Annotated in this window: 12 protein-coding genes; 10 read left to right on the forward strand and 2 right to left on the reverse strand. The window is 75.2% G+C overall.

Going from position 1 to position 17865, the window contains the following annotated elements; all coding sequences use genetic code 11:
• Nucleotides 1–114: 114 nt before the first annotated feature.
• Entirely contained in the window at nt 115–846 is a 732-nt protein-coding gene (locus tag ACFCY1_RS00580; RefSeq protein WP_049650279.1) for a maleylpyruvate isomerase family mycothiol-dependent enzyme, read from the reverse strand.
• Nucleotides 847–1164: 318 nt separating this feature from the next.
• On the opposite strand from ACFCY1_RS00580, the gene ACFCY1_RS00585 reads away from it, so the two are divergent.
• The 3 genes from ACFCY1_RS00585 (at nt 1165) to ACFCY1_RS00595 (ending at nt 4632) form a co-directional block, all read left to right on the forward strand.
• Nucleotides 1165–2208 (forward strand): DUF1702 family protein, encoded by a 1044-nt coding sequence (locus ACFCY1_RS00585; protein ID WP_375872995.1) that lies wholly within the window; start codon nt 1165–1167, stop codon nt 2206–2208.
• Nucleotides 2209–2296: 88 nt separating this feature from the next.
• Nucleotides 2297–3271 carry a DUF1702 family protein gene (locus ACFCY1_RS00590; protein ID WP_375872996.1) on the forward strand — a complete coding sequence of 325 codons (975 nt, stop codon included), beginning with the start codon at nt 2297–2299 and terminating at the stop codon, nt 3269–3271.
• Between the two features lie 2 nt (nt 3272–3273).
• A complete protein-coding gene (locus tag ACFCY1_RS00595) occupies nt 3274–4632 on the forward strand; it encodes a cytochrome P450 (RefSeq protein WP_375872997.1) in 1359 nt (452 codons plus the stop codon).
• 117 nt (nt 4633–4749) lie between these two features.
• On the opposite strand, the gene ACFCY1_RS00600 is transcribed toward ACFCY1_RS00595, so the two are convergent.
• Complete coding sequence (locus tag ACFCY1_RS00600; protein ID WP_234348608.1) at nt 4750–5541, reverse strand: helix-turn-helix transcriptional regulator; 792 nt, start codon at nt 5539–5541, stop codon at nt 4750–4752.
• A gap of 578 nt (nt 5542–6119) precedes the next feature.
• Here ACFCY1_RS00600 and ACFCY1_RS00605 point away from each other — a divergent pair.
• The 7 genes from ACFCY1_RS00605 to ACFCY1_RS00635 all read left to right on the forward strand — a co-directional run bounded on the left by ACFCY1_RS00605 (nt 6120) and on the right by ACFCY1_RS00635 (nt 17762).
• Nucleotides 6120–6650 (forward strand): DUF5987 family protein, encoded by a 531-nt coding sequence (locus ACFCY1_RS00605; protein ID WP_375872998.1) that lies wholly within the window; start codon nt 6120–6122, stop codon nt 6648–6650.
• On the forward strand, nt 6647–8302 hold the full coding sequence (locus tag ACFCY1_RS00610) for an FAD-dependent oxidoreductase (protein ID WP_049657656.1): 1656 nt from the start codon (nt 6647–6649) through the stop codon (nt 8300–8302). Before ACFCY1_RS00605 ends, ACFCY1_RS00610 begins: the two co-directional genes overlap by 4 nt.
• Nucleotides 8303–8399: 97 nt before the next feature.
• On the forward strand, nt 8400–9467 hold the full coding sequence (locus tag ACFCY1_RS00615; RefSeq protein WP_074002825.1) for a carboxymuconolactone decarboxylase family protein: 1068 nt from the start codon (nt 8400–8402) through the stop codon (nt 9465–9467).
• Nucleotides 9468–9756: 289 nt separating this feature from the next.
• The gene (locus ACFCY1_RS00620) at nt 9757–15642 is read left to right on the forward strand and encodes an SDR family NAD(P)-dependent oxidoreductase (protein WP_375872999.1); all 5886 of its coding nucleotides are present in this window, start codon (nt 9757–9759) and stop codon (nt 15640–15642) included.
• Nucleotides 15642–16139: a thioesterase family protein gene (locus ACFCY1_RS00625; protein ID WP_074002823.1), complete on the forward strand. Its 498-nt coding sequence runs from the start codon at nt 15642–15644 to the stop codon at nt 16137–16139. Before ACFCY1_RS00620 ends, ACFCY1_RS00625 begins: the two co-directional genes overlap by 1 nt.
• Before the next feature lie 98 nt (nt 16140–16237).
• Nucleotides 16238–16714 carry a flavin reductase family protein gene (locus ACFCY1_RS00630; RefSeq protein ID WP_053112049.1) on the forward strand — a complete coding sequence of 159 codons (477 nt, stop codon included), beginning with the start codon at nt 16238–16240 and terminating at the stop codon, nt 16712–16714.
• Between the two features lie 16 nt (nt 16715–16730).
• Nucleotides 16731–17762 carry an NAD-dependent epimerase/dehydratase family protein gene (locus ACFCY1_RS00635; RefSeq protein WP_375873000.1) on the forward strand — a complete coding sequence of 344 codons (1032 nt, stop codon included), beginning with the start codon at nt 16731–16733 and terminating at the stop codon, nt 17760–17762.
• Nucleotides 17763–17865: the final 103 nt, after the last annotated feature.

Raw genomic sequence — 17865 nt, forward strand, 5'->3', positions numbered from 1 at the left:
CGGGGGGGGGGGCCGGGGGGTGCGCCCCCCCCGGCCCCGCCCTGTTCCCACGGCCACCCACGGGGGCCCCCCCCCTCGGGGCGGGCGCCACGGAGCCGTTCCGCGGCCCGGGCGCTACCGCGCGGCGACGGCGGCCTCCACGGGCCGCTCCGGCGGCCGGAACGGCCCCCAGGTGAACGCGGGCAGCCAGGCGTCCGGCGCGGCGCTCCAGGCCAGTCCGGAGACCTGCCCGACCGTCCGCCGGCCGGTGAGCGAACGGAGCAGGTCGTGGCGGTGCCCCTGGAGGACGGCGGCCGGCTCGCCGTCACCGGCCTGCCACTCGGCGCCCGCCGTCCGGATGCGCAGCGCCGGAAGCCCGTGGGAGCGCACCGAGTTGGCGAAGCCCCGGACGACCAGGTCCAGGGCCGAGGGGTACGACGGCTGGTCCGCGACCACCGGCGCCCGGAGCGCGCCGCGCAGGTCGAGCTCGTGGGTGAACGCGTCCATCATCATCATGGTGTGCCGCAGCTGCGGCGTGTCCGAGAGCACCCGCTCCACCGGGCCGTCCAGCCGCGACCACTCCTCGAGCAGGCCGGCCAGGCCGGTGCCGGACTCGGCGTGCGGCACCTCCCACAGGTTGCCGGGCACGTCGGCGGCCACCGTCCGGCAGACCTCGACCAGGTGGCCGAGCAGGTCCAGGACGGTCCACCCGGGACAGGCGGGGACCGGGACGCCGGCCGCCCCGGGCCGGGCGGCGAGCAGCAGTTCGGTGATGTTCCGCCGGGACCGGCGGTAGGCCACGCAGTCGGGCGCCCGGTCCCAGAGCGGCTCGGGCGGGGCCTCGTCCTGCTGGTGACGCGTGTTCATGCGCGCACTCCTTCGATGGGACGGCCTGGACGGGGAACGGACCCGACGGTGCCGGGCACCCGGTCCCGCACGGCCCCATTCCACCGCGCCGCCGGGGATTTCGACAACACGGTCCGTGGCACCCCCGGGCGCGGTTTCCGAGGCCTTTCGGCGGCCTGGCCGAGGAAACCTCAGGTGAGGAAAGGCCGCTTGGTGAAAGGGAGTTCGGGTAGCGACGGTCGTCCGGCCGAAAAGAACGCAACCGCGGAGATGCGGCCGCCCCCGCCGCCCCCGGAGCATGGAGGGGCCGTCATTCAGGACGCTGGGCTGGGAGGGATCGTGCCGACGACCTTCGGATCACTGCGCCGACTGGTGCTGACACCGTCACTGGCCTCGGTGGCCTTCGCCGGAAGGGGCTTCCCGGTGACCCCCACGGCCGCCACCGAACGCCTGGAGGCGGTGCCCCAGGCGGTGGTCTGCGGCTTCGAGTGGGGCATCGACGCCCGCAACCAGTGGGAGGTCGAGCGCCGGCTGCGCCTGGTCGACCCGGAGCAGCGCGGATTCGCCTACGAGGGCGCCACGATGGCCTTCACCGTCCTGGACGCGACGGGCCGGGGCAGCCGCACCCGCGACCTGCTGGCCGGGCCGGGGCAGCCGCACATCTTCCTGGCGTACATCGGCATCGGCTTCGCCATGGCGCGCCTGCCGCGGCCGCTGTGGCGCAAGGTGCTGCCGGACCTGGCCGGGACGCCGTACCACCCGACGATGAGCTGGCTGGCGGTCGACGGGTACGGCTTCGACCTCGCCTACTTCGGCACCCGGCGCTGGGTGGACGAGCAGCGCGAGGTGAAGCCGTACCCGTGGCAGGGCGCGCCGGAGTACTTCCGGCGGGCCGTCGACCAGGGCATCGGGCGGGCGCTGTGGTTCATCCACGGCGGGGTGCCGGAGCAGGTGGCCGTCGCGGTGCGGAGGTTCCGCGCCGACCGGCGGGCCGACCTGTGGAGCGGGGTGGGACTGGCCGCGACCTTCGCCGGCGGCGCCACGGCGGACGGCCTGGCCGTCCTGCGCGGGGAGGCGGGGGAGCACCGGGCGGAGCTCGCCCAGGGGTCGGTGTTCGCCGCGAAGGCGCGCGCGTACGCGGGCTTCGTGCCCGCGCACTGCGAGGCCGCCGCCACGGCCCTGACCGGCCTGTCGGTCGACGGGGCCGCGAAGCTGGCCGACGACTGCGCGGTGGACGAGCCCGCCGCGGCCGGCCGTGCCCCGGGCGCCACCGCCGCCGGACCGCCGGCGTACGAGCTGTGGCGGGCCAACGTGCGGACGCACTTCCGTGCCGCCGGGCAGCCGGACCGGCCCCGGCCGCCCGCGGCGGCCCCCGCGAACTGAGCAGGTGCGGAGAAGCCCCGCCGGAGCCGGCCGGGCACCATCCGCGTGGCAGCGCACCGACGTGAGGAAGACCTGAGAGGAGAATGGCGTGCCCAGTGCATGGCGAACGCTCCGACGACGCGTTCTCACCCCGAGCACCTCGGAGACCCTACTGGAGAAGCGCGGCTTCCACCGGAAGTCACCGGACGCCCAGCACCTGCTGGAGTCGGTCGGCGGGCGGTTCCTGGAGGGCTACGCGTACGCGATGGAGGCCCGGGACCCGGCGGCGGCGGAGCTCCGCCTGGAGGGCGTTCCGGTCCCGTTCCGCGGATTCGCCTACGAGGGCGCCGGCATGGGCTTCGCCGTGCTCGACGGGCTGCCGCTGTCCGGCCGCGGCTCGGTGGGGCGCTTCCTCGCCGGGCGGGGCGCGGACCACGTCTACATGGTCTACGTCGGGATCGGCTGGGCGATGGCCCGGCTGCCGAGGTTCCGCTGGCCGGACGTCGACGGGCTCGACCCGCTGCTGCGCTGGCTCGTGCTCGACGGGTACGGGTTCCACCAGGCGTACTTCCGTACCGCCCGGTACGTCCACGAGCAGTACCGCGAGCCGGCCTTCCCCTGGCCGGCCGGTGACACGCCGTCGTACGCCGGCCGCGCGATCGACCAGGGCATCGGCCGGGCCCTGTGGTTCGTCGGCGGCACCGACGCGGACCTGGTCGCGACCATGATCGAGAAGTTCCCGGAGTCCCGGTGGTCCGACCTCTACAGCGGGGCCGGGCTGGCGGCCACCTACGCCGGGGGCGCGGACGAGGCGGAGCTGCGGGCGTTCCGGGACCGGGCCGGACCGCACCGGGCCATCGTCGCGCAGGGCAGCGCGTTCGCGGCCGAGGCCCGGCTGCGGGCCGGTCTGCTGGTCCCGCACACGGAACTGGCCACCCGGGTCCTCTGCGGCATGGGACCGGAGGAGGCGGCCAGGGTCACCCGGGACGTCCGGCCGGCCGGGCCGGTGCCGGGCGCGCTGCCCGCGTACGAGGTGTGGCGCCGGGCCGTCGCCGACCGCCTGGCGAACGACGGGGGGTGCTAGCCGTGCCCGCGACCCGCCGGGTGCCGCCCGGCCCGCCGCGCCGGGCCGCTCCGGTCCTGCTGCGCAGGCTGGTGGGGGACCGGCTGGAGCTGATGCGCTCCGCCGCGCGGGAGTACGGCGACGCGGTCCGGATCTCCATCGGCCCCAAGACGCTCTACTTCTTCAACCACCCCGAGCACGCCAAGCACGTGCTCGCGGACAACGCGGCCAACTACCACAAGGGGATCGGCCTGGTGCAGGCCCGACGCGCCCTCGGCAACGGCCTGTTGACCAGCGAGGGCGAGCTCTGGCGCAAGCAGCGCCGGCAGATCCAGCCCGCCTTCCAGCACAAGCGGATCGCCCGGCAGGCCGGGGTCGTCGCGGAGGAGGCGGTCAAGCTGGTCGGCCGGCTGCGGGCGCACGAGGGCGGCGGGCCCGTCGACGTGGTCCACGAGGTGACGGCGCTCACCCTCGGGGTGCTCGGCCGCACGCTGCTGGACGTCGACCTCGGCGCCTTCGAGGCGGTCGGCCACGACTTCGAGGCCGTGCAGGACCAGGCGATGTTCGACATGGTCACCATGGGCGCGGTGCCCTCCTGGGTGCCGCTCGCCAAGCAGCTGCGCTTCCGGCGGGCCCGGCAGGACCTGCAGCGGGTGGTCGACCGGCTGGTCGCGGACCGGACCGCCCGCGACGGCGGGCGGAGCACGGGCGACGACGCGCTGTCCCGGCTGATCACGGCCACCGCGGAGGAGCCCGACCCGCGGGTCGGTCGGCAGCGGATGCGCGACGAACTGGTCACCCTGCTGCTCGCCGGCCACGAGACCACGGCGAGCACCCTCGGCTGGACCTTCCACCTGATCGACCGGCACCCCGAGGTGCGGGAGCGGCTGCACGCCGAGGCCGTCGAGGTGCTCGGCGACCGGCTGCCCGAGTTCGAGGACCTGCACCGCCTCCGGTACACCTCCAGGGTGGTGGACGAGGTCATGCGGCTCTACCCGCCGGTGTGGATCCTCCCGCGGCAGGCGCAGGCGGACGACGAGGTGGGCGGCTACCACGTGCCGGCCGGCGCCGACGTCCTGATCTGCCCGTACACCCTGCACCGCCACCCCCGCTTCTGGGACGCGCCCGAGCAGTTCGACCCGGAGCGCTTCGACCCGGACCGGGCCACGGACCGGCCGCGCTACGCCTACATCCCGTTCGGGGCGGGGCCGCGCTTCTGCGTCGGCAACCACCTCGGGCTGCTGGAGGCCGTCTTCACGATCGCCGTGGTGGCCCGGGACCTCCGGCTGGTCAAGGTGCCCGGCCACCGGGTGACGCCCGAGCCGATGCTGTCGCTGCGGGTGGCGGGCGGCCTGCCGATGACCGTGCACCCGGCCGGCTGAGGCACACCCTCCGTCGCGGCCCGGATCCCCCCGCAGAGGACCTCCGCGGGGGGATCCGGGCCGTAAGGACTTCGCCGTCCGTCGGGTCTTCACCGTCCTGTCGGGGCGGGCGGCGGCTCAGGCGCTGTCGGCCCGGGGGGCCTCGGCGACCTGGGACAGCTCGTTGAACGCCGTCGACCGTACGTCCAGCAGCGCCAGCAGGACCGGTGGGTCCAGGGCCCGGATCGGGCGCAGCCGCAGTTCCATCGGCAGCAGCGGCACGTCCGGCCGCACCTCGATCGGTCCGACCGATCCCACCGAGACCTCGCCGTCGCCGGTCAGCACCTCGTCGAAGGAGACGGGGACGGAGTGCGCCAGCAGGTACCAGGTGCCGCTCGGCACCCGGTCGAGCAGGAAGGCCCCGGGACGGGGGAGGACGCAACAGGCGGCCGGCCGTCCCTCCGGGATCCGGGTCGGGAAGAGTCCGACGAACACCCGGCCGAGGTCCCCCGCGACCGAGGCCCGGATCTCGCCCCGGAACGTCGAGAGTTCCGCGCCGCGGCCCCGGCCGTGTAAGTCGACCTCGATCCGGGGAGTGAAGCCCCGGAGCTGACGGAACATCGTGGGGGAGGCGCCGACGCTGCTGGTGAACCGGGAGCTGAACGTGCCGACGCTGTTGTACCCGACCCGGTGGCTGATCTCCGTCACGGTGAACGTCGTCTCGATGAGGAGGCGTTTCGCGGTCTCCAGGCGTATGGCGGAGAGGAATCGCCGTGGCGAGACCCCGGTCATCCGTTGGAACTCACGGGAGAAATGGAATTTGCTGTACATGGCCGCCTGCGCCATATCGTCTATGGTCAGCAGCTCGCCGATGTTCTCGTGCATGGTCTCGATGGCCCGGGTCACGGCTTGCTCGATGGCAGATTTCATGATCGACTCCAGGTTCTCTGCTGTACATGCGAATGAACAGAAATTCCGCCCGTGCGATGGTCGGGTACGAAAGTCGCGGCCGTGGTTTCCGGGCCGGCGGTCAGAGAGGCCATGGCATGCGAAGGCGTCCCCCGCCGGAAAGGGGAGGACGAAAGGGGGCCGCCGCCATAACGAGAGACGACGTTATCAGTTGGTGCATGACAAGTGCAATGGCGCGTTGGCACATTCCGTTGGCATGTCTGAAAGTTGGGATGCCGGGGGGGTTCGTATGTTTGAACCCGATTGTCAAGGGCGATTGCCGGAACGGGCGGGATCGGGTGCGCACCACCGCCGACCCGCGGTGGGGGATGGTGCGCTCACGGGTCAACGCCGCCGCGCGGCCGCCGGGTTGAGGCCGCCGAAGCCGATCAACGCTCCTCAGCAACGCAGGAGATGCGGAGGTGGAGGTATTGCCCGGACGATGCCAAAGTCGCGTATGCGAATCGGGGTCGGCCGGTGCGTCGGGCCCGTTTTTTCGACGACCACCTGAGGAGATGCCGGTGGGCTCGCGTATCCCAGATCAGCAGGATTACCGCACCATGACGCTCGAGGCGTTCGCGGACACGATCGTCCCGGGGGAGAAGCGCTCCCCCGACGACCAGGCCGTGGCCGGCGCCTCGACCGGAGGCGGCGCGGTGCAGGCAGGCGCCATCGAACTGCTGGAGACGCCCGCGACCGGGCTCTCGAACGCCCTGGACGACTACGAGCAGGCGCTCAACCGCCACGCCCGCGCCTACGCGGAGGAGCGCGGCCGGCCGCTCGACGACGCGGTGCCGCCGTTCGTCGCCCTTCCGTTCGCGGACCGCACCGGCCTGGTGCGGACGCTGACCGGCCCGGACCACCCGGAGCGCGAACTGTGGGTCCTGCTGGCGCTGTTCAGCAACATGGCCTACGACACCGCCGCCCACCTGCACACCGCGGACGCGATCGCGGCGGGCCACCCCGGCCTCACGGCGATGGGGTTCATGGACCCGGACGCCGACGGCCTGTGGCGGTTCTCCGACTTCTCGTACCGGCGGCAGCTGGCCGAACCCCACCCGGGCACCACGTCCACAGGGAGCCCCGCATGACGAGCACCGAGAGCACCGACGTCCTGATCGTCGGCAGCGGCTTCGGCGGCGCCATCGCCGCCTACCACCTGGCGGCCGGCGGCGCGCGGGTCACCGTGCTGGAGCGCGGCCCGTGGCTGGAGGCGCCCGACTTCGAGCACGACTTCCTGCTCGGGTCCTCCTACACCCGCATCTTCGACTTCGTGGTCGGCGACGGCATGAGCCTGCTCGGCGGGAACTGCGTCGGCGGCGGCAGCGTGGTGTACTTCGCCGCGATGCCGCGCGCCCCCCGGTTCGCCTTCGAGCGCCGCGGCGGCATCGGCCGCCGGATGTGGCCGGCGGCCATCACCCGGGACACCCTCGACCCCTGGTACGACCGGGTGGCCGAGGCGCTGCCGATCACCCAGCAGGACTGGAACGACGTCACCTACGCGGGCGGCCTGTTCGCCGCCGCCTGCGACCACGCGGGGCGCACCGCCAACCCCGTCCCGGCCGCCATCGACCGGGCGAAGTGCACCAACTGCAACTGGATGATGTCCGGTTGCCGCTTCGACGCGAAGCGGTCGCTGCTGCTGAACTACCTGCCCGCCGCGCTCGCGCACGGGGCCGAGATCCGGCCGTTGCACGAGGTGCAGCGGCTCTCCCGGACGGACGGCGGCGGCTACCGGGTGCACTACGACGTCGTCGACGACACCGACTACCGGGTGCACGTCGGCAGCGGCACGATCGACGCGAAGATCGTCGTGCTCGCGGCCGGCGCCGGCGCCACCCCGGTGATCCTCCAGCGCTCCGAGGCGGACCTCGGCACGATGCCCTCCGCCGTCGGCCGCTACTTCTCCGGCAACGGGGAGCGCCTCAACACGGCCGTCGTCGACGAGGACCGGGCCCGCGACCTGCTCGGGCTCAAGCGCTCCGACGGCCTGGCGTTCGGGGCCAACCAGATCGGCAAGGGGCCGGTCGTGGCGAGCTGGGACAACCTCGACGGCTCGCTCCCGGAGCACTCGCGGTTCTCCCTGGAACAGCTCTACTTCCCGCCCGGGTTCGGCACCATCCTGGCGCAGGTGCCCGACGCGACCGGCCCCGGCTGGTTCGGTGTGGAGAAGAAGGAGATGGTCCGGCGGTGGCAGTCCTGGCTGACCGTCTTCACCATGGTCGAGGACGACAACGAAGGCGTCTTCGGCCCGCCGCCGGCCACCGGCAACGCGGACCGGATCTCCCAGCAGATGCTCGGGCGCGGACCGATCAGGTACCGGCCGACCGAGAACACCCTGCGCGGCTGGGCCGAGTCGGACGCCGTGGTGAAGGACATCCTGGAGCGCGACGGCCTGGCCCGCGTCATGCCGTGGACCAACGACCTGGTGGGCGCGTACACCGTGCACCCGCTGGCGTCCTGCCGGATCGGCGACGACCCGGGGACCTCGGCGCTCGACGACCGGCACGAACTCCGCGACCACCCGGGCATCTTCGTCACCGACGGCTCCGCCGTCCCGGGAGCGCTCACCGTCAACCCCGCGCTGACCATCTCCGCGCTCGCCGAACGCGCGGTCCCCGGCATCGTGCGCGCAGCGCGCGAGCGCGGCGTGAACGTCCGGTACGGCGCGCCCTCGCCGGACGGCGGGACCAGCGGACGGCGCGGGGTGCGGACGCAACTGCCCGGCCTGACGCGGCCTTAGGGCGTGTCTGACCATTGGCGTCGCGCACCCGGCGGGAATTGTCAGACACGTCCCAAGCGCGCCACGGCGACAGATCGAGCCAGAGAGGAGGAGACCGATGGTGATACCGCTGCTGCGGCCGGCCCTGCGGCCGCTGGCGCAGATCCGCCGGGTCGCCCCGGTCCGCCCGGCCGACGCGGGGAAGGAGGTGGCCCGGGTCTACGCCGAGGTCGAGCGGGAGTTCGGCCTGCTCGCACCGCCGATCGGCCTGCACGCGCCCTCGCCGGCGGTGCTCGCCGCCTCGTGGGTGATGCTCCGGGAGACCCTGCTCGCCGCCGGGCGGGTCGACCGGGCGCTCAAGGAGGCGGTGGCCGTCGCCGTGTCGGAGGCCAACGCCTGCCCGTTCTGCACGGAGGTGCACGGCGCGACGCTGGCCGCGCTGCGGCCCGGACCGGGGGCGTCCGCCGGGGCCAGGGCGGCGGCGGGGAGGGAGCGGGAGGTGGCCGACTGGCTCCGGGAGACCGGGGACGGCGCGGGCGGCCGGGGTGCGCGACCGCCGTTCCCCGCGGACCGGGTGCCCGAACTGGTCGGCGTGGCGGTCACCTTCCACTACCTGAACCGCATGGTCAACCTGTTCCTGGAGGAGAGCCCGCTCCCGGCCGGCCTCCCGGCGCCCGCGCGGTCGGCGGCGACGGCCGTGCTCGGCCGGCTGATGCGCCGCAGCGCGCGCGGCACCCCGCCGGCCGGCGCCTCGCTGGACCTGCTGCCCTCCGCGCCGCTGCCGGCGGACCTGCGGTGGGCGGCGGGCACCCCGAGCATCGCCGGCGCGTTCGCGCGGGCCGCCGCCGCGATCGACGAGGCGGGGGCCCGCTCGGTGCCGGACGGCGTCCGGCGGCTGGTGACGGCCGGACTCGCCGGGTGGGACGGCGGGCCGCCCGGGACCGGCCGCGCCTGGGTCGAGGACGAGGTGTCGGCCCTGCCCGAGGAGCAGCGCCCGGCGGGCCGGCTGGCGCTGCTGGTCGCCAAGGCCTCGTACCGGGTCGACGACGGTCTCGTCGCCGAGTTCCGGCGCGGTCGGCCCGGCGACGCCGCGCTGGTCGAGCTCGCCTCCTGGGCCGCCCTGGCGGCGGCCCGGGAGCTGGGCGCCAGGCTGGGGGAGCGCGCTCTGACGGGTGGTCACGGCTGACACCGAAGCCGCCCGCGGCACTCCGGACGCACCGAGGCCCCCGCCCCGCGGCGGGGGCCCCGGTGCGTTCACGGCCGTCGGCTCCGGTGCGCCGCGCGGAATATCACGGCGTTATGGAATGCGAACGCGGGGAAATAACGCCGTTATTGAAAGAGCGCGACCCGCGCGGGTGGTAAAGCAAACTCGGAGAAGGCATTTTCCCGGCCTTGGTCGCACGCTTGACCGATGGGTGGATCGCCGGGTTGGCGAAGGGATTCGCCGTCAATTCATCTCCATGGGTGGTGGATACATGAGCAGTGAACGGATCGCAATCGTGGGAATCGGCCTCCGCTATCCGGACGCCAATTCCCCGGGTGAGTTGTGGGACAACGTACTGGGCGGCCGCCGGGCCTTCCGGAGGCTGCCGGACGAGCGGATGAACCAGGCGGACTACTGGTCGGCGGACCGCACCGCGCCCGACCGGTACTACGCGACCAAGGCCGCCGTCCTCCGGGACTACAGCTTCGACCGGGTCGGGTACAGCGTCGCCGGCAGCACGTACCGGGCGACCGACCTGACCCACTGGCTGGCCCTCGACGTGGCCGCCGAGGCGCTCGCCGACGCCGGGTTCCCGGACGGCGCGGGCCTGCCGCGGCAGGCCACCGGTGTGGTGGTCGGCAACAGCCTCACCGGCGAGTTCTCGCGCGCCAACACGATGCGGCTGCGCTGGCCCTACGTGCGCCGGACGGTGGCCGCCGCCCTGGCGGGCAAGGGCTGGCCCGAGGGCGACGTCGCCGCCTTCCTCGGGGAGCTGGAGCCGCGCTACAAGGCGCCCTTCCCGCCGATCGACGAGGACTCGCTGGCGGGCGGCCTCGCCAACACCATCGCCGGGCGGATCTGCAACCACTTCGACCTGCGCGGAGGCGGGTACACCGTCGACGGCGCCTGCTCCTCCTCCCTGCTGTCCGTGGTCACGGCCGCCGGGGCGCTCTGTGACGGCGACCTGGACGTGGCCGTCGCCGGCGGGGTCGACCTGTCCATCGACCCGTTCGAGGTGATCGGCTTCGCCAAGACCGGCGCGCTGGCCACCGGGGAGATGAAGGTCTACGACCGGGACTCCAACGGCTTCTGGCCCGGCGAGGGCTCCGGCATGCTGGTGCTGATGCGCGAGCGGGACGCGGTGGCGCAGGGGCGGCGGATCTACGCGAGCATCAGCGGCTGGGGGGTCTCCTCGGACGGCAGGGGCGGCATCACCCGGCCCGAGGCGGGCGGCCACCGGCTGGCACTGGACCGCGCCTACCGGCGGGCGGGCTACGGGGTCGAGACGGTCTCGTACTTCGAGGGCCACGGCACCGGCACGGCCCTCGGCGACGCGACCGAGATCGAGGCGCTGTCCTCCGCGCGCCGCGCCGCCGACCCGACGGCCCGACCGGCCGCGCTCGGGACGGTCAAGGGGAACTTCGGGCACACCAAGGCCGCGGCGGGCGTGGCCGGCCTGATCAAGGCCGCCCTCGCCGTGCACCACCAGGTGATCCCCCCGGCGACCGGCCACCACGACCCGCACCCCGGCCTGCTCGGCGAGACGGCGGCCATGTACGTGCCGGGCCGGGCCGAGCTCTGGCCGGCCGACCAGCCGGTCCGGGCGGGCGTGTCGGCCATGGGCTTCGGCGGGATCAACACCCACGTCGCGGTCGCCGAGGGCCCCGGCCGCACCCGGCGCGAGGCGCTCGACGAGCGCACCACCCGGCTGGTCGCCGGACGCCAGGACGCCGAACTGCTGCTGCTGGACGGCGCGGACCCGGCCGCGCTGCGCGCGGAGCTGGGCCCACTGCTCGACCTGGTGCCCCGACTGGCCCAGGCCGAACTCGCGGACCTGGCCGGAACGCTGGCCGAGCGGCTCTCCGGCGCCCCGGTCCGGGCCGCCGTCGTCGCGACCTCGCCGGACGACGCGGCGCGGGCCCTCGAACGGCTGGCCGCGCTGCTCGACTCGGGCGCGCGGGAGGCGTTCTCGGCCGCCGAGGGGGTCTTCCTCGGCCGGGCGCGGACCGCGCCCCGGATCGTCTACCTCTTCCCCGGGCAGGGCTCGGGACACGGCGCCGTCGGCGCGATCCGGCGCCGCTTCGCCACCGCGGAGGAGGTGTTCGGCGCGGCCGGACCGCCCGCCGGTGCGGACCAGGTCGCCACCGAGGTGGCCCAGCCGCGCATCGTCACCGGTTCGCTGGCCGCCCTCCGGGTGCTGGACGGACTGGGCATCCGGGCCGGGGCCGCGGTCGGGCACAGCCTGGGCGAGCTGACGGCGCTGCACTGGGCCGGGGCGATGAGCGAGGAGCAACTGGTGCGCCTCGCCACGGTCCGCGGCCGGGTGATGGCGCGGGCGAGCCTCGGCGGCGGCGCGATGGCCGGCCTGGCGGCGACCCCGGAGCGGACCGCCCGGCTGTCGGACGGATCGGACGTCGTCGTCGCGGGCTACAACGGCCCCCGGCAGACCGTGGTCTCCGGCCCCGCCGAGGCGGTCGACGAGGTCTGCCGCCGGGCGGCGGCCGAGGGCGTCACGGCGACCAGGCTGCGGGTGTCGCACGCCTTCCACTCGCCGCTGGTCGAACCGGCCGCGGCCGCGATGGCGGCCGAACTGGCCGGGTTCGACCTCCGCCCGCCGGTCCGCCCGGTCGCCTCCACGGTCACCGGCCGACTGCTGGACCCGACCGCTGACCTGCGGGAGCTGCTGCGCGCCCAGGTGCTGCTCCCGGTCCGGTTCCACGAGGCCGCCGAGGCCGCGGCCGCCGACGCCGACCTGGTGGTGGAGGTCGGCCCCGGCCGGGTGCTGTCCGGCCTGCTGGCGGAGATCGCGCCGGACCTCGCGGTGCTGGCGGTCGACACCGACAGCGCCTCGCTCGGCCCGCTGCTCAGGGTCGCCGGCGCCGCCTACGTGCTCGGTGCGCCGGTGCGGACCGCGGCCCTGTTCGGCGACCGCCTGGTCCGGCCGCTGCCGCCGGAGAGCGAGCCCACCTTCCTGGCCAGCCCCTGCGAGGCGGCTCCGGCCATCGGCGCGGCCCTGGTGGCGCGGGCCGGCGGGGCGGACGACGGGGCGGACGGCGCCGAGCGGTCCGCGCGTCCGGCGGGCGCGGACACCGGCACCGGCCCGGTCTCCACCCTGGACCTGCTGCGCCGGCTCGCGGCCGAGCGGGTCGAGCTGCCGCTGGACTCCGTCACCGCGCGGACCCACCCGATGGACGACCTGCACCTGAGCTCCATCACGGTCGGCCAGATCGTCAACGACGTCACCCGGGCGCTGGGCCAGCCCGCGCTCGCCGCCACGACCGGCTTCGCGACCGTACGGCTGGGCGAACTCGCCGAGCTGATCGACCGGTTGGCGGACACCTCGCAGGCCGGGGCGGAGCCGGCGGGCGAGGTCCCCGGGGTGGCACCGTGGGTGCGCCCCTTCGCGGTCGAGCACGTGGCGGCTCCCCTGCCGGCCCGGCCGCACCCCGGCCCCCGGGCGTCCGACCCCGGGGCGTCCGACCTCCGGGCCGCGGCCGACGGCTGGACGGTCTTCGCCACGCCCGGCCACCCGCTGGCCGCACCGCTGCGCACCACGCTCGCCGCGGCGGGCCTCGGGGACGGCGTCCTGCTCTGCCTCCCGGACGAGTGCGGCGCGCAGGACACGGAGCTCTTCCTGACCGCCGCACGAGCCGTCCTGTCCGCCCCCGAGGGCACCAGGCTGGTCGTGGTCCAGCACCGCCTCGGGGCCGCGGGGCTGGCGAAGACCCTGCACCTGGAACACCCGTCCGTCCCGACCACGGTGGTCGAGCTGCCCGACACCGCCCCCGAGGGGGCCGCCCGCGACGAGGCGGTGGCCCGCGTCGTCGCCGAGGCCACCGCCACGGCCGGCTTCGCGGAGGTCCGCTACCAGCGGGACGGCCGCCGCACCGTCCCGGTGCTCCGCCCCCTGCCGCGCCGCCCGGTGGCAGAGGGGGAGTCACCGCTCGACGCGCGGGACGTCCTCCTGGTCACCGGCGGCGGCAAGGGCATCACGGCCGAGTGCGCCCTGGCGGTCGCCCGGGACTCCGGGGCGGCCCTGGCCCTGATCGGCCGCGCCGACCCGGCCGCCGACCGCGAACTCGCCGGGAACCTGGCCAGGATGGACGCCGCCCGCCTGCGCTACCGCTACGCCCGGGCGGACGTGACCGCGCCCGAGGAGGTCGCCGCCGCAGTGGGCCGGCTGGAGCGCGAACTCGGCCCGGTCACCGCCGTGCTGCACGGCGCCGGCCGCAACGAGCCGGCCGCCCTGGACGCGCTGACCGCCGAGGACTTCCGGCGGACCCTGGCGCCCAAGACCGACGGCCTGGCGGCGGTGCTGGCGGCCGTCGACCCGGACCGCCTGAAGCTGCTGGTCACCTTCGGCTCGATCATCGGCCGGGCCGGGCTCCGCGGCGAGGCCCACTACGCCACCGCCAACGACTGGATGACGGAGCTGACCCTCCGCTTCCGGGACCGGCACCCGCGGGCCCGGGCGATCGCCCTGGAGTGGTCGGTCTGGTCGGGCGCGGGGATGGGCGAACGGCTCGGCGTCGTCGAGGCGCTGATCCGGGAGGGCATCACGCCGATCTCCACCGAGGACGGGATCCGGGTGCTCCGCGAGGTGCTCGCGGACCCCTCGGCCGGCCCCGTCCTGGTGGTGAGCGGACGGGCCGGCGGCCTGCCCACCCTGGCCACGGTCCAGCGCGAACTGCCGCTGACCAGGTTCGTGGAGCGGGTGGTCGCCCACCACCCGGAGATCGAGCTGATCACCGAGGCCGAGCTGTCCGAGGGCAGCGACCCGTACCTGACCGACCACCGGCTCCAGGGCGACCTGCTCTTCCCGGCCGTCCTGGGCATGGAGGCGATGGCCCAGGTGGCCGCCGCGGTGAGCGGGCACCAGGGCTCGCCGCTGCTGGAGGACGTCGAGTTCCGCCGCCCCGTGGTGGTCCGCCCGGGCGGCTCGACCACCATCCGGATCGCCGCGCTGGTGCAGGCCCCCGGAACGGTCGACGTGGTGCTGCGCAGCGAGGACACCGGCTTCACGGCCGACCACTTCCGGGCGAGGCTGCGCTACCCCCGTCCCGAACCGCCCGGCACACCGCCACCGGTCGGGTCCGGCCTGCCGACGGTGCCGGTCGACCCGGTGACCGAGCTGTACGGCGGCGTGCTGTTCCAGGGCAAGCGGTTCCAGCGCCTGCTGGAGTACCGGCGGGCGAGCGCCCGGCACGCCCTGGCGGAGATCTCCACCGCCGCCCAGGCGCCCTGGTTCGCCGCCTTCCTGCCGCAGGAGCAGCAGTTGGCCGACCCGGGCACCCGGGACGCGATGATGCACGCCATCCAGTGCTGCGTGCCGGACGCCACCCTGCTGCCGCAGAGCATCGAGCGGCTCTGGCTGGCCGACCGGGCGGACCAGGACACCGGGTTCGTCGTGCTCGACGCCCGGGAGCGCTCCCAGGACGGGGACCGCTACGTCTACGACCTCGTCGTGCGCACGCCCTCCGGAGCGGTGGTCGAGCACTGGCAGGGGCTGACCCTGGTCGCCGTGCGCCGGCGCGACGGCGCCGGCCCGTGGGTGCCCGCGATGCTCGGCTCGTACCTGGAACGCAGCCTGGAACGGGTCCTGGGCGGCAGCCGCGCGGTGGTCGTCGAACCCGCCGCGGAGGGCGACGCCGGGCACCGCGACCGCCGGGCCCGCACCGCGACCGCCGTCGGTCGGGCGCTGGGCCGGCCGGTGGAGCTGAACCACCGGCCGGACGGCAGGCCCGAACTCGGCGGCGGGCCGGGGCTCGAGGGCTGGACGGTGTCGGCCTCGCACGACGGCGGCCTGACCCTGGCGGTGGTGGGCCGGGGACGCCTCGCCTGCGACGCCGAGTCCGTCCTGGAACGGACCCCCGAGGACTGGGACGCGCTGCTCGGCCCCGGCCAACACGCCCTGCGGGACCTGCTGGCGACCGAGGCCGCCGAGGCCCCGGAGGTGGCCGGCACCAGGGTCTGGAGCGCGCTGGAGTGCCTGCGCAAGTCCGGTGCGACCACGCAGGCGCTGACCCTCGACCGCGTCCACCCGGACGGCTGGGCCGTCCTGTCCGCCGGCGACGCCGCCGTCGCCACCTGGGTGACCACCGTCAACGGACGGCCCGGGCCGGTCGTCTTCGCCGTACTCGCCGGAAAGGAGAACTGATGTCGGGCTACTACGAGCTGCGCCACACCGTGGGGTTCGAGGAGACCAACCTCGTCGGCAACGTCTACTACGTGAACTACCTGCGCTGGCAGGGTCGTTGCCGGGAGATGTTCCTCAAGGAGAAGGCGCCCGGGGTGCTCGCCGAGCTGCGGGAGGACCTGAAGCTGTTCACCCTCAAGGTGGAGTGCGAGTTCTTCGCCGAGATCACCGCCTTCGACGAGCTGTCGGTCCGGATGCGGCTGGAGGAACTGACCCGGACCCAGGTCCAGTTCAGCTTCGACTACCTGCGGATCGACGGCGGGCAGGGGAGCCCGGTCGCCCGCGGCCGCCAGCGGATCGCGTGCATGCGCGGGCCGAACACGGCGACCGTCCCGGCCCCGGTGCCGGAGGAGCTGCGCCGGGCGCTGGCGCCGTACGCCGAGGACGCGGTGGCCGCCCGGGTCCTGGCGGCGCCGGCCCCGCCCGGCCGGCCGGTGGGCACGGGGAGGGCGCGGTGAGCGACAACGGCCGCGCCCTGGTCGACGACCCGTCACCGTCCACGACCTCGCCGTCCTCCCGGCACGCCGCCGTTCCACCGGACGCGCTGCGCGAGACGATGGCCCGGTTCGCCACCGGGATCACGGTGCTGACCACCGGTGGCGAGCACGTCCACGGGATGACCGCCAACGCGTTCAGCTCGGTGTCGCTGGAGCCGCCGCTGGTGCTGTGCTGCGTCGCCCGCACCGCGACGATGCACCGGGCGATCACGGCGACCGGGTCCTTCGCGGTCTCCGTCCTGGGGGCCGAACAGGAGCCGCTGGCACGGTACTTCGCGGGCCGCGGCCGACCGCGCGGCGCCGCCCAGTTCCACGGCGTCGACTGGCGGCCAGGCCCGTTCACCGGCGCCCCGCTGCTGTCGGGCTCGCTCGCCTGGCTGGAGTGCAAGCTGGCCGCGCAGTACGACGGCGGCGACCACTCGGTCTTCCTCGGCAGCGTGCTCGGGTCGGGCTGGACGGAGGGCCGGCAGGCGCTGCTGTTCTACGGCGGAGGCTTCCACCGGGGCGTCGGCGGTGCCGGCGACGGGACCGGCTGAGCGGAGGGGTGGTCCGATGTTGGTGAGCGTGACCGGCGGCACCGGGTTCGTCGGCATCCACTCGGTCGCGGCGATGGTCCGGGGCGGGCACCGGGTGCGGATGCTGGTGCGCGACCCGGCCCGCGCGGAACGGGCCCTCGCCCTGCTGGAGGTGGACCCGGGCGCCGTCGACCTGGTCGTCGGGGACGTGACGGACGAGGGCGGAGCGGCCCGCGCGGTGCGCGGCGCCGACGCCGTCCTGCACGCGGCCTCGGTGTACTCCTTCGACAGCCGGCGGTACGCGGCCATGCGCCGGACCAACGAGCGGGGGACCGACCTGGTGCTGGCCGCGGCCCGCCGGTCGGGCGCCGATCCGGTCATCCACGTGTCGAGCATCGTCGCGCTGCTGCCGACCCGCCGGCGGCCGCTCCGGGAGGACTCCCCGGTCGGCCGCCCCCGGGAGACGTACATGGCCACCAAGGCCGCCGCCGAGCGCGTCGCCCGCCGCCACCAGCGGGACGGCGCACCGGTGGTCATCAGCTACCCGCCCGCGCTGCTCGGCCCGCTGGACCCGGGGCCGGGCGACCAGAACACCCGGCTGCGCAACACCCTGCGCGGGCTGATGCCGGTCTGGCCGCTCGGCGGCTTCCCGGTCGGCGACGTCCGCGACACCGCGCGGCTGCACGCCCGACTGCTGACCGCGCCGAGGAGGGGCCTCGACCGCCACTTCGCCCCGGGCCGCCAACTGGCCACCCGGGAGTACGTGCGGACCCTGCGGGAGGTCACCGGGCGGCGGCTGCCCGCGGTCTTCCTGCCCGCCCGCGCCATGCTGCCGGTCGGCGCCCTAGTCACCCTGGTGCAGCGCGGCTGGCCCTGGCACATCCCCGCGGAGTACGGCGCCGTCTACACCTGTGCCTGCGCGGCTCCCGTCCACCCGGCCGCGAGCACCTGCGGACTGCTGCCGAGGCCGATCGCGGAGACCATGGCCGACACGGTGCGCTGGCTCCGTACCGAGGGGCTCCTGACGGACCGGCAGGCGGGCCTCCTGGCGGACGGGAAGGGCAGGTGAGCCTGGGGTGAGGCGCGCCGGGGGCGGCTCCGGCTCGGGAGAGGGGGCGCGCGCGAGGCTGCCGCGCCCCCGCGCGCTGTACGGGATAGCCGCCGGTGTGCGC

The sequence above is a fragment of the Kitasatospora sp. NPDC056273 genome (genome assembly GCF_042268845.1).
Lineage (GTDB): Bacteria > Actinomycetota > Actinomycetes > Streptomycetales > Streptomycetaceae > Kitasatospora.

Coding starts and splice junctions, on each gene's coding strand:
- ACFCY1_RS00580 (WP_049650279.1), bottom strand. CDS start 846: ATGAACACGCGTCACCAGCAGGACGAGGCCCCGCCCGAGCCGCTCTGG.
- ACFCY1_RS00600 (WP_234348608.1), bottom strand. CDS start 5,541: ATGAAATCTGCCATCGAGCAAGCCGTGACCCGGGCCATCGAGACCATG.
- ACFCY1_RS00605 (WP_375872998.1), top strand. CDS start 6,120: ATGACGCTCGAGGCGTTCGCGGACACGATCGTCCCGGGGGAGAAGCGC.
- ACFCY1_RS00610 (WP_049657656.1), top strand. CDS start 6,647: ATGACGAGCACCGAGAGCACCGACGTCCTGATCGTCGGCAGCGGCTTC.
- ACFCY1_RS00615 (WP_074002825.1), top strand. CDS start 8,400: ATGGTGATACCGCTGCTGCGGCCGGCCCTGCGGCCGCTGGCGCAGATC.
- ACFCY1_RS00620 (WP_375872999.1), top strand. CDS start 9,757: ATGAGCAGTGAACGGATCGCAATCGTGGGAATCGGCCTCCGCTATCCG.
- ACFCY1_RS00625 (WP_074002823.1), top strand. CDS start 15,642: ATGTCGGGCTACTACGAGCTGCGCCACACCGTGGGGTTCGAGGAGACC.
- ACFCY1_RS00630 (WP_053112049.1), top strand. CDS start 16,238: ATGGCCCGGTTCGCCACCGGGATCACGGTGCTGACCACCGGTGGCGAG.
- ACFCY1_RS00635 (WP_375873000.1), top strand. CDS start 16,731: ATGTTGGTGAGCGTGACCGGCGGCACCGGGTTCGTCGGCATCCACTCG.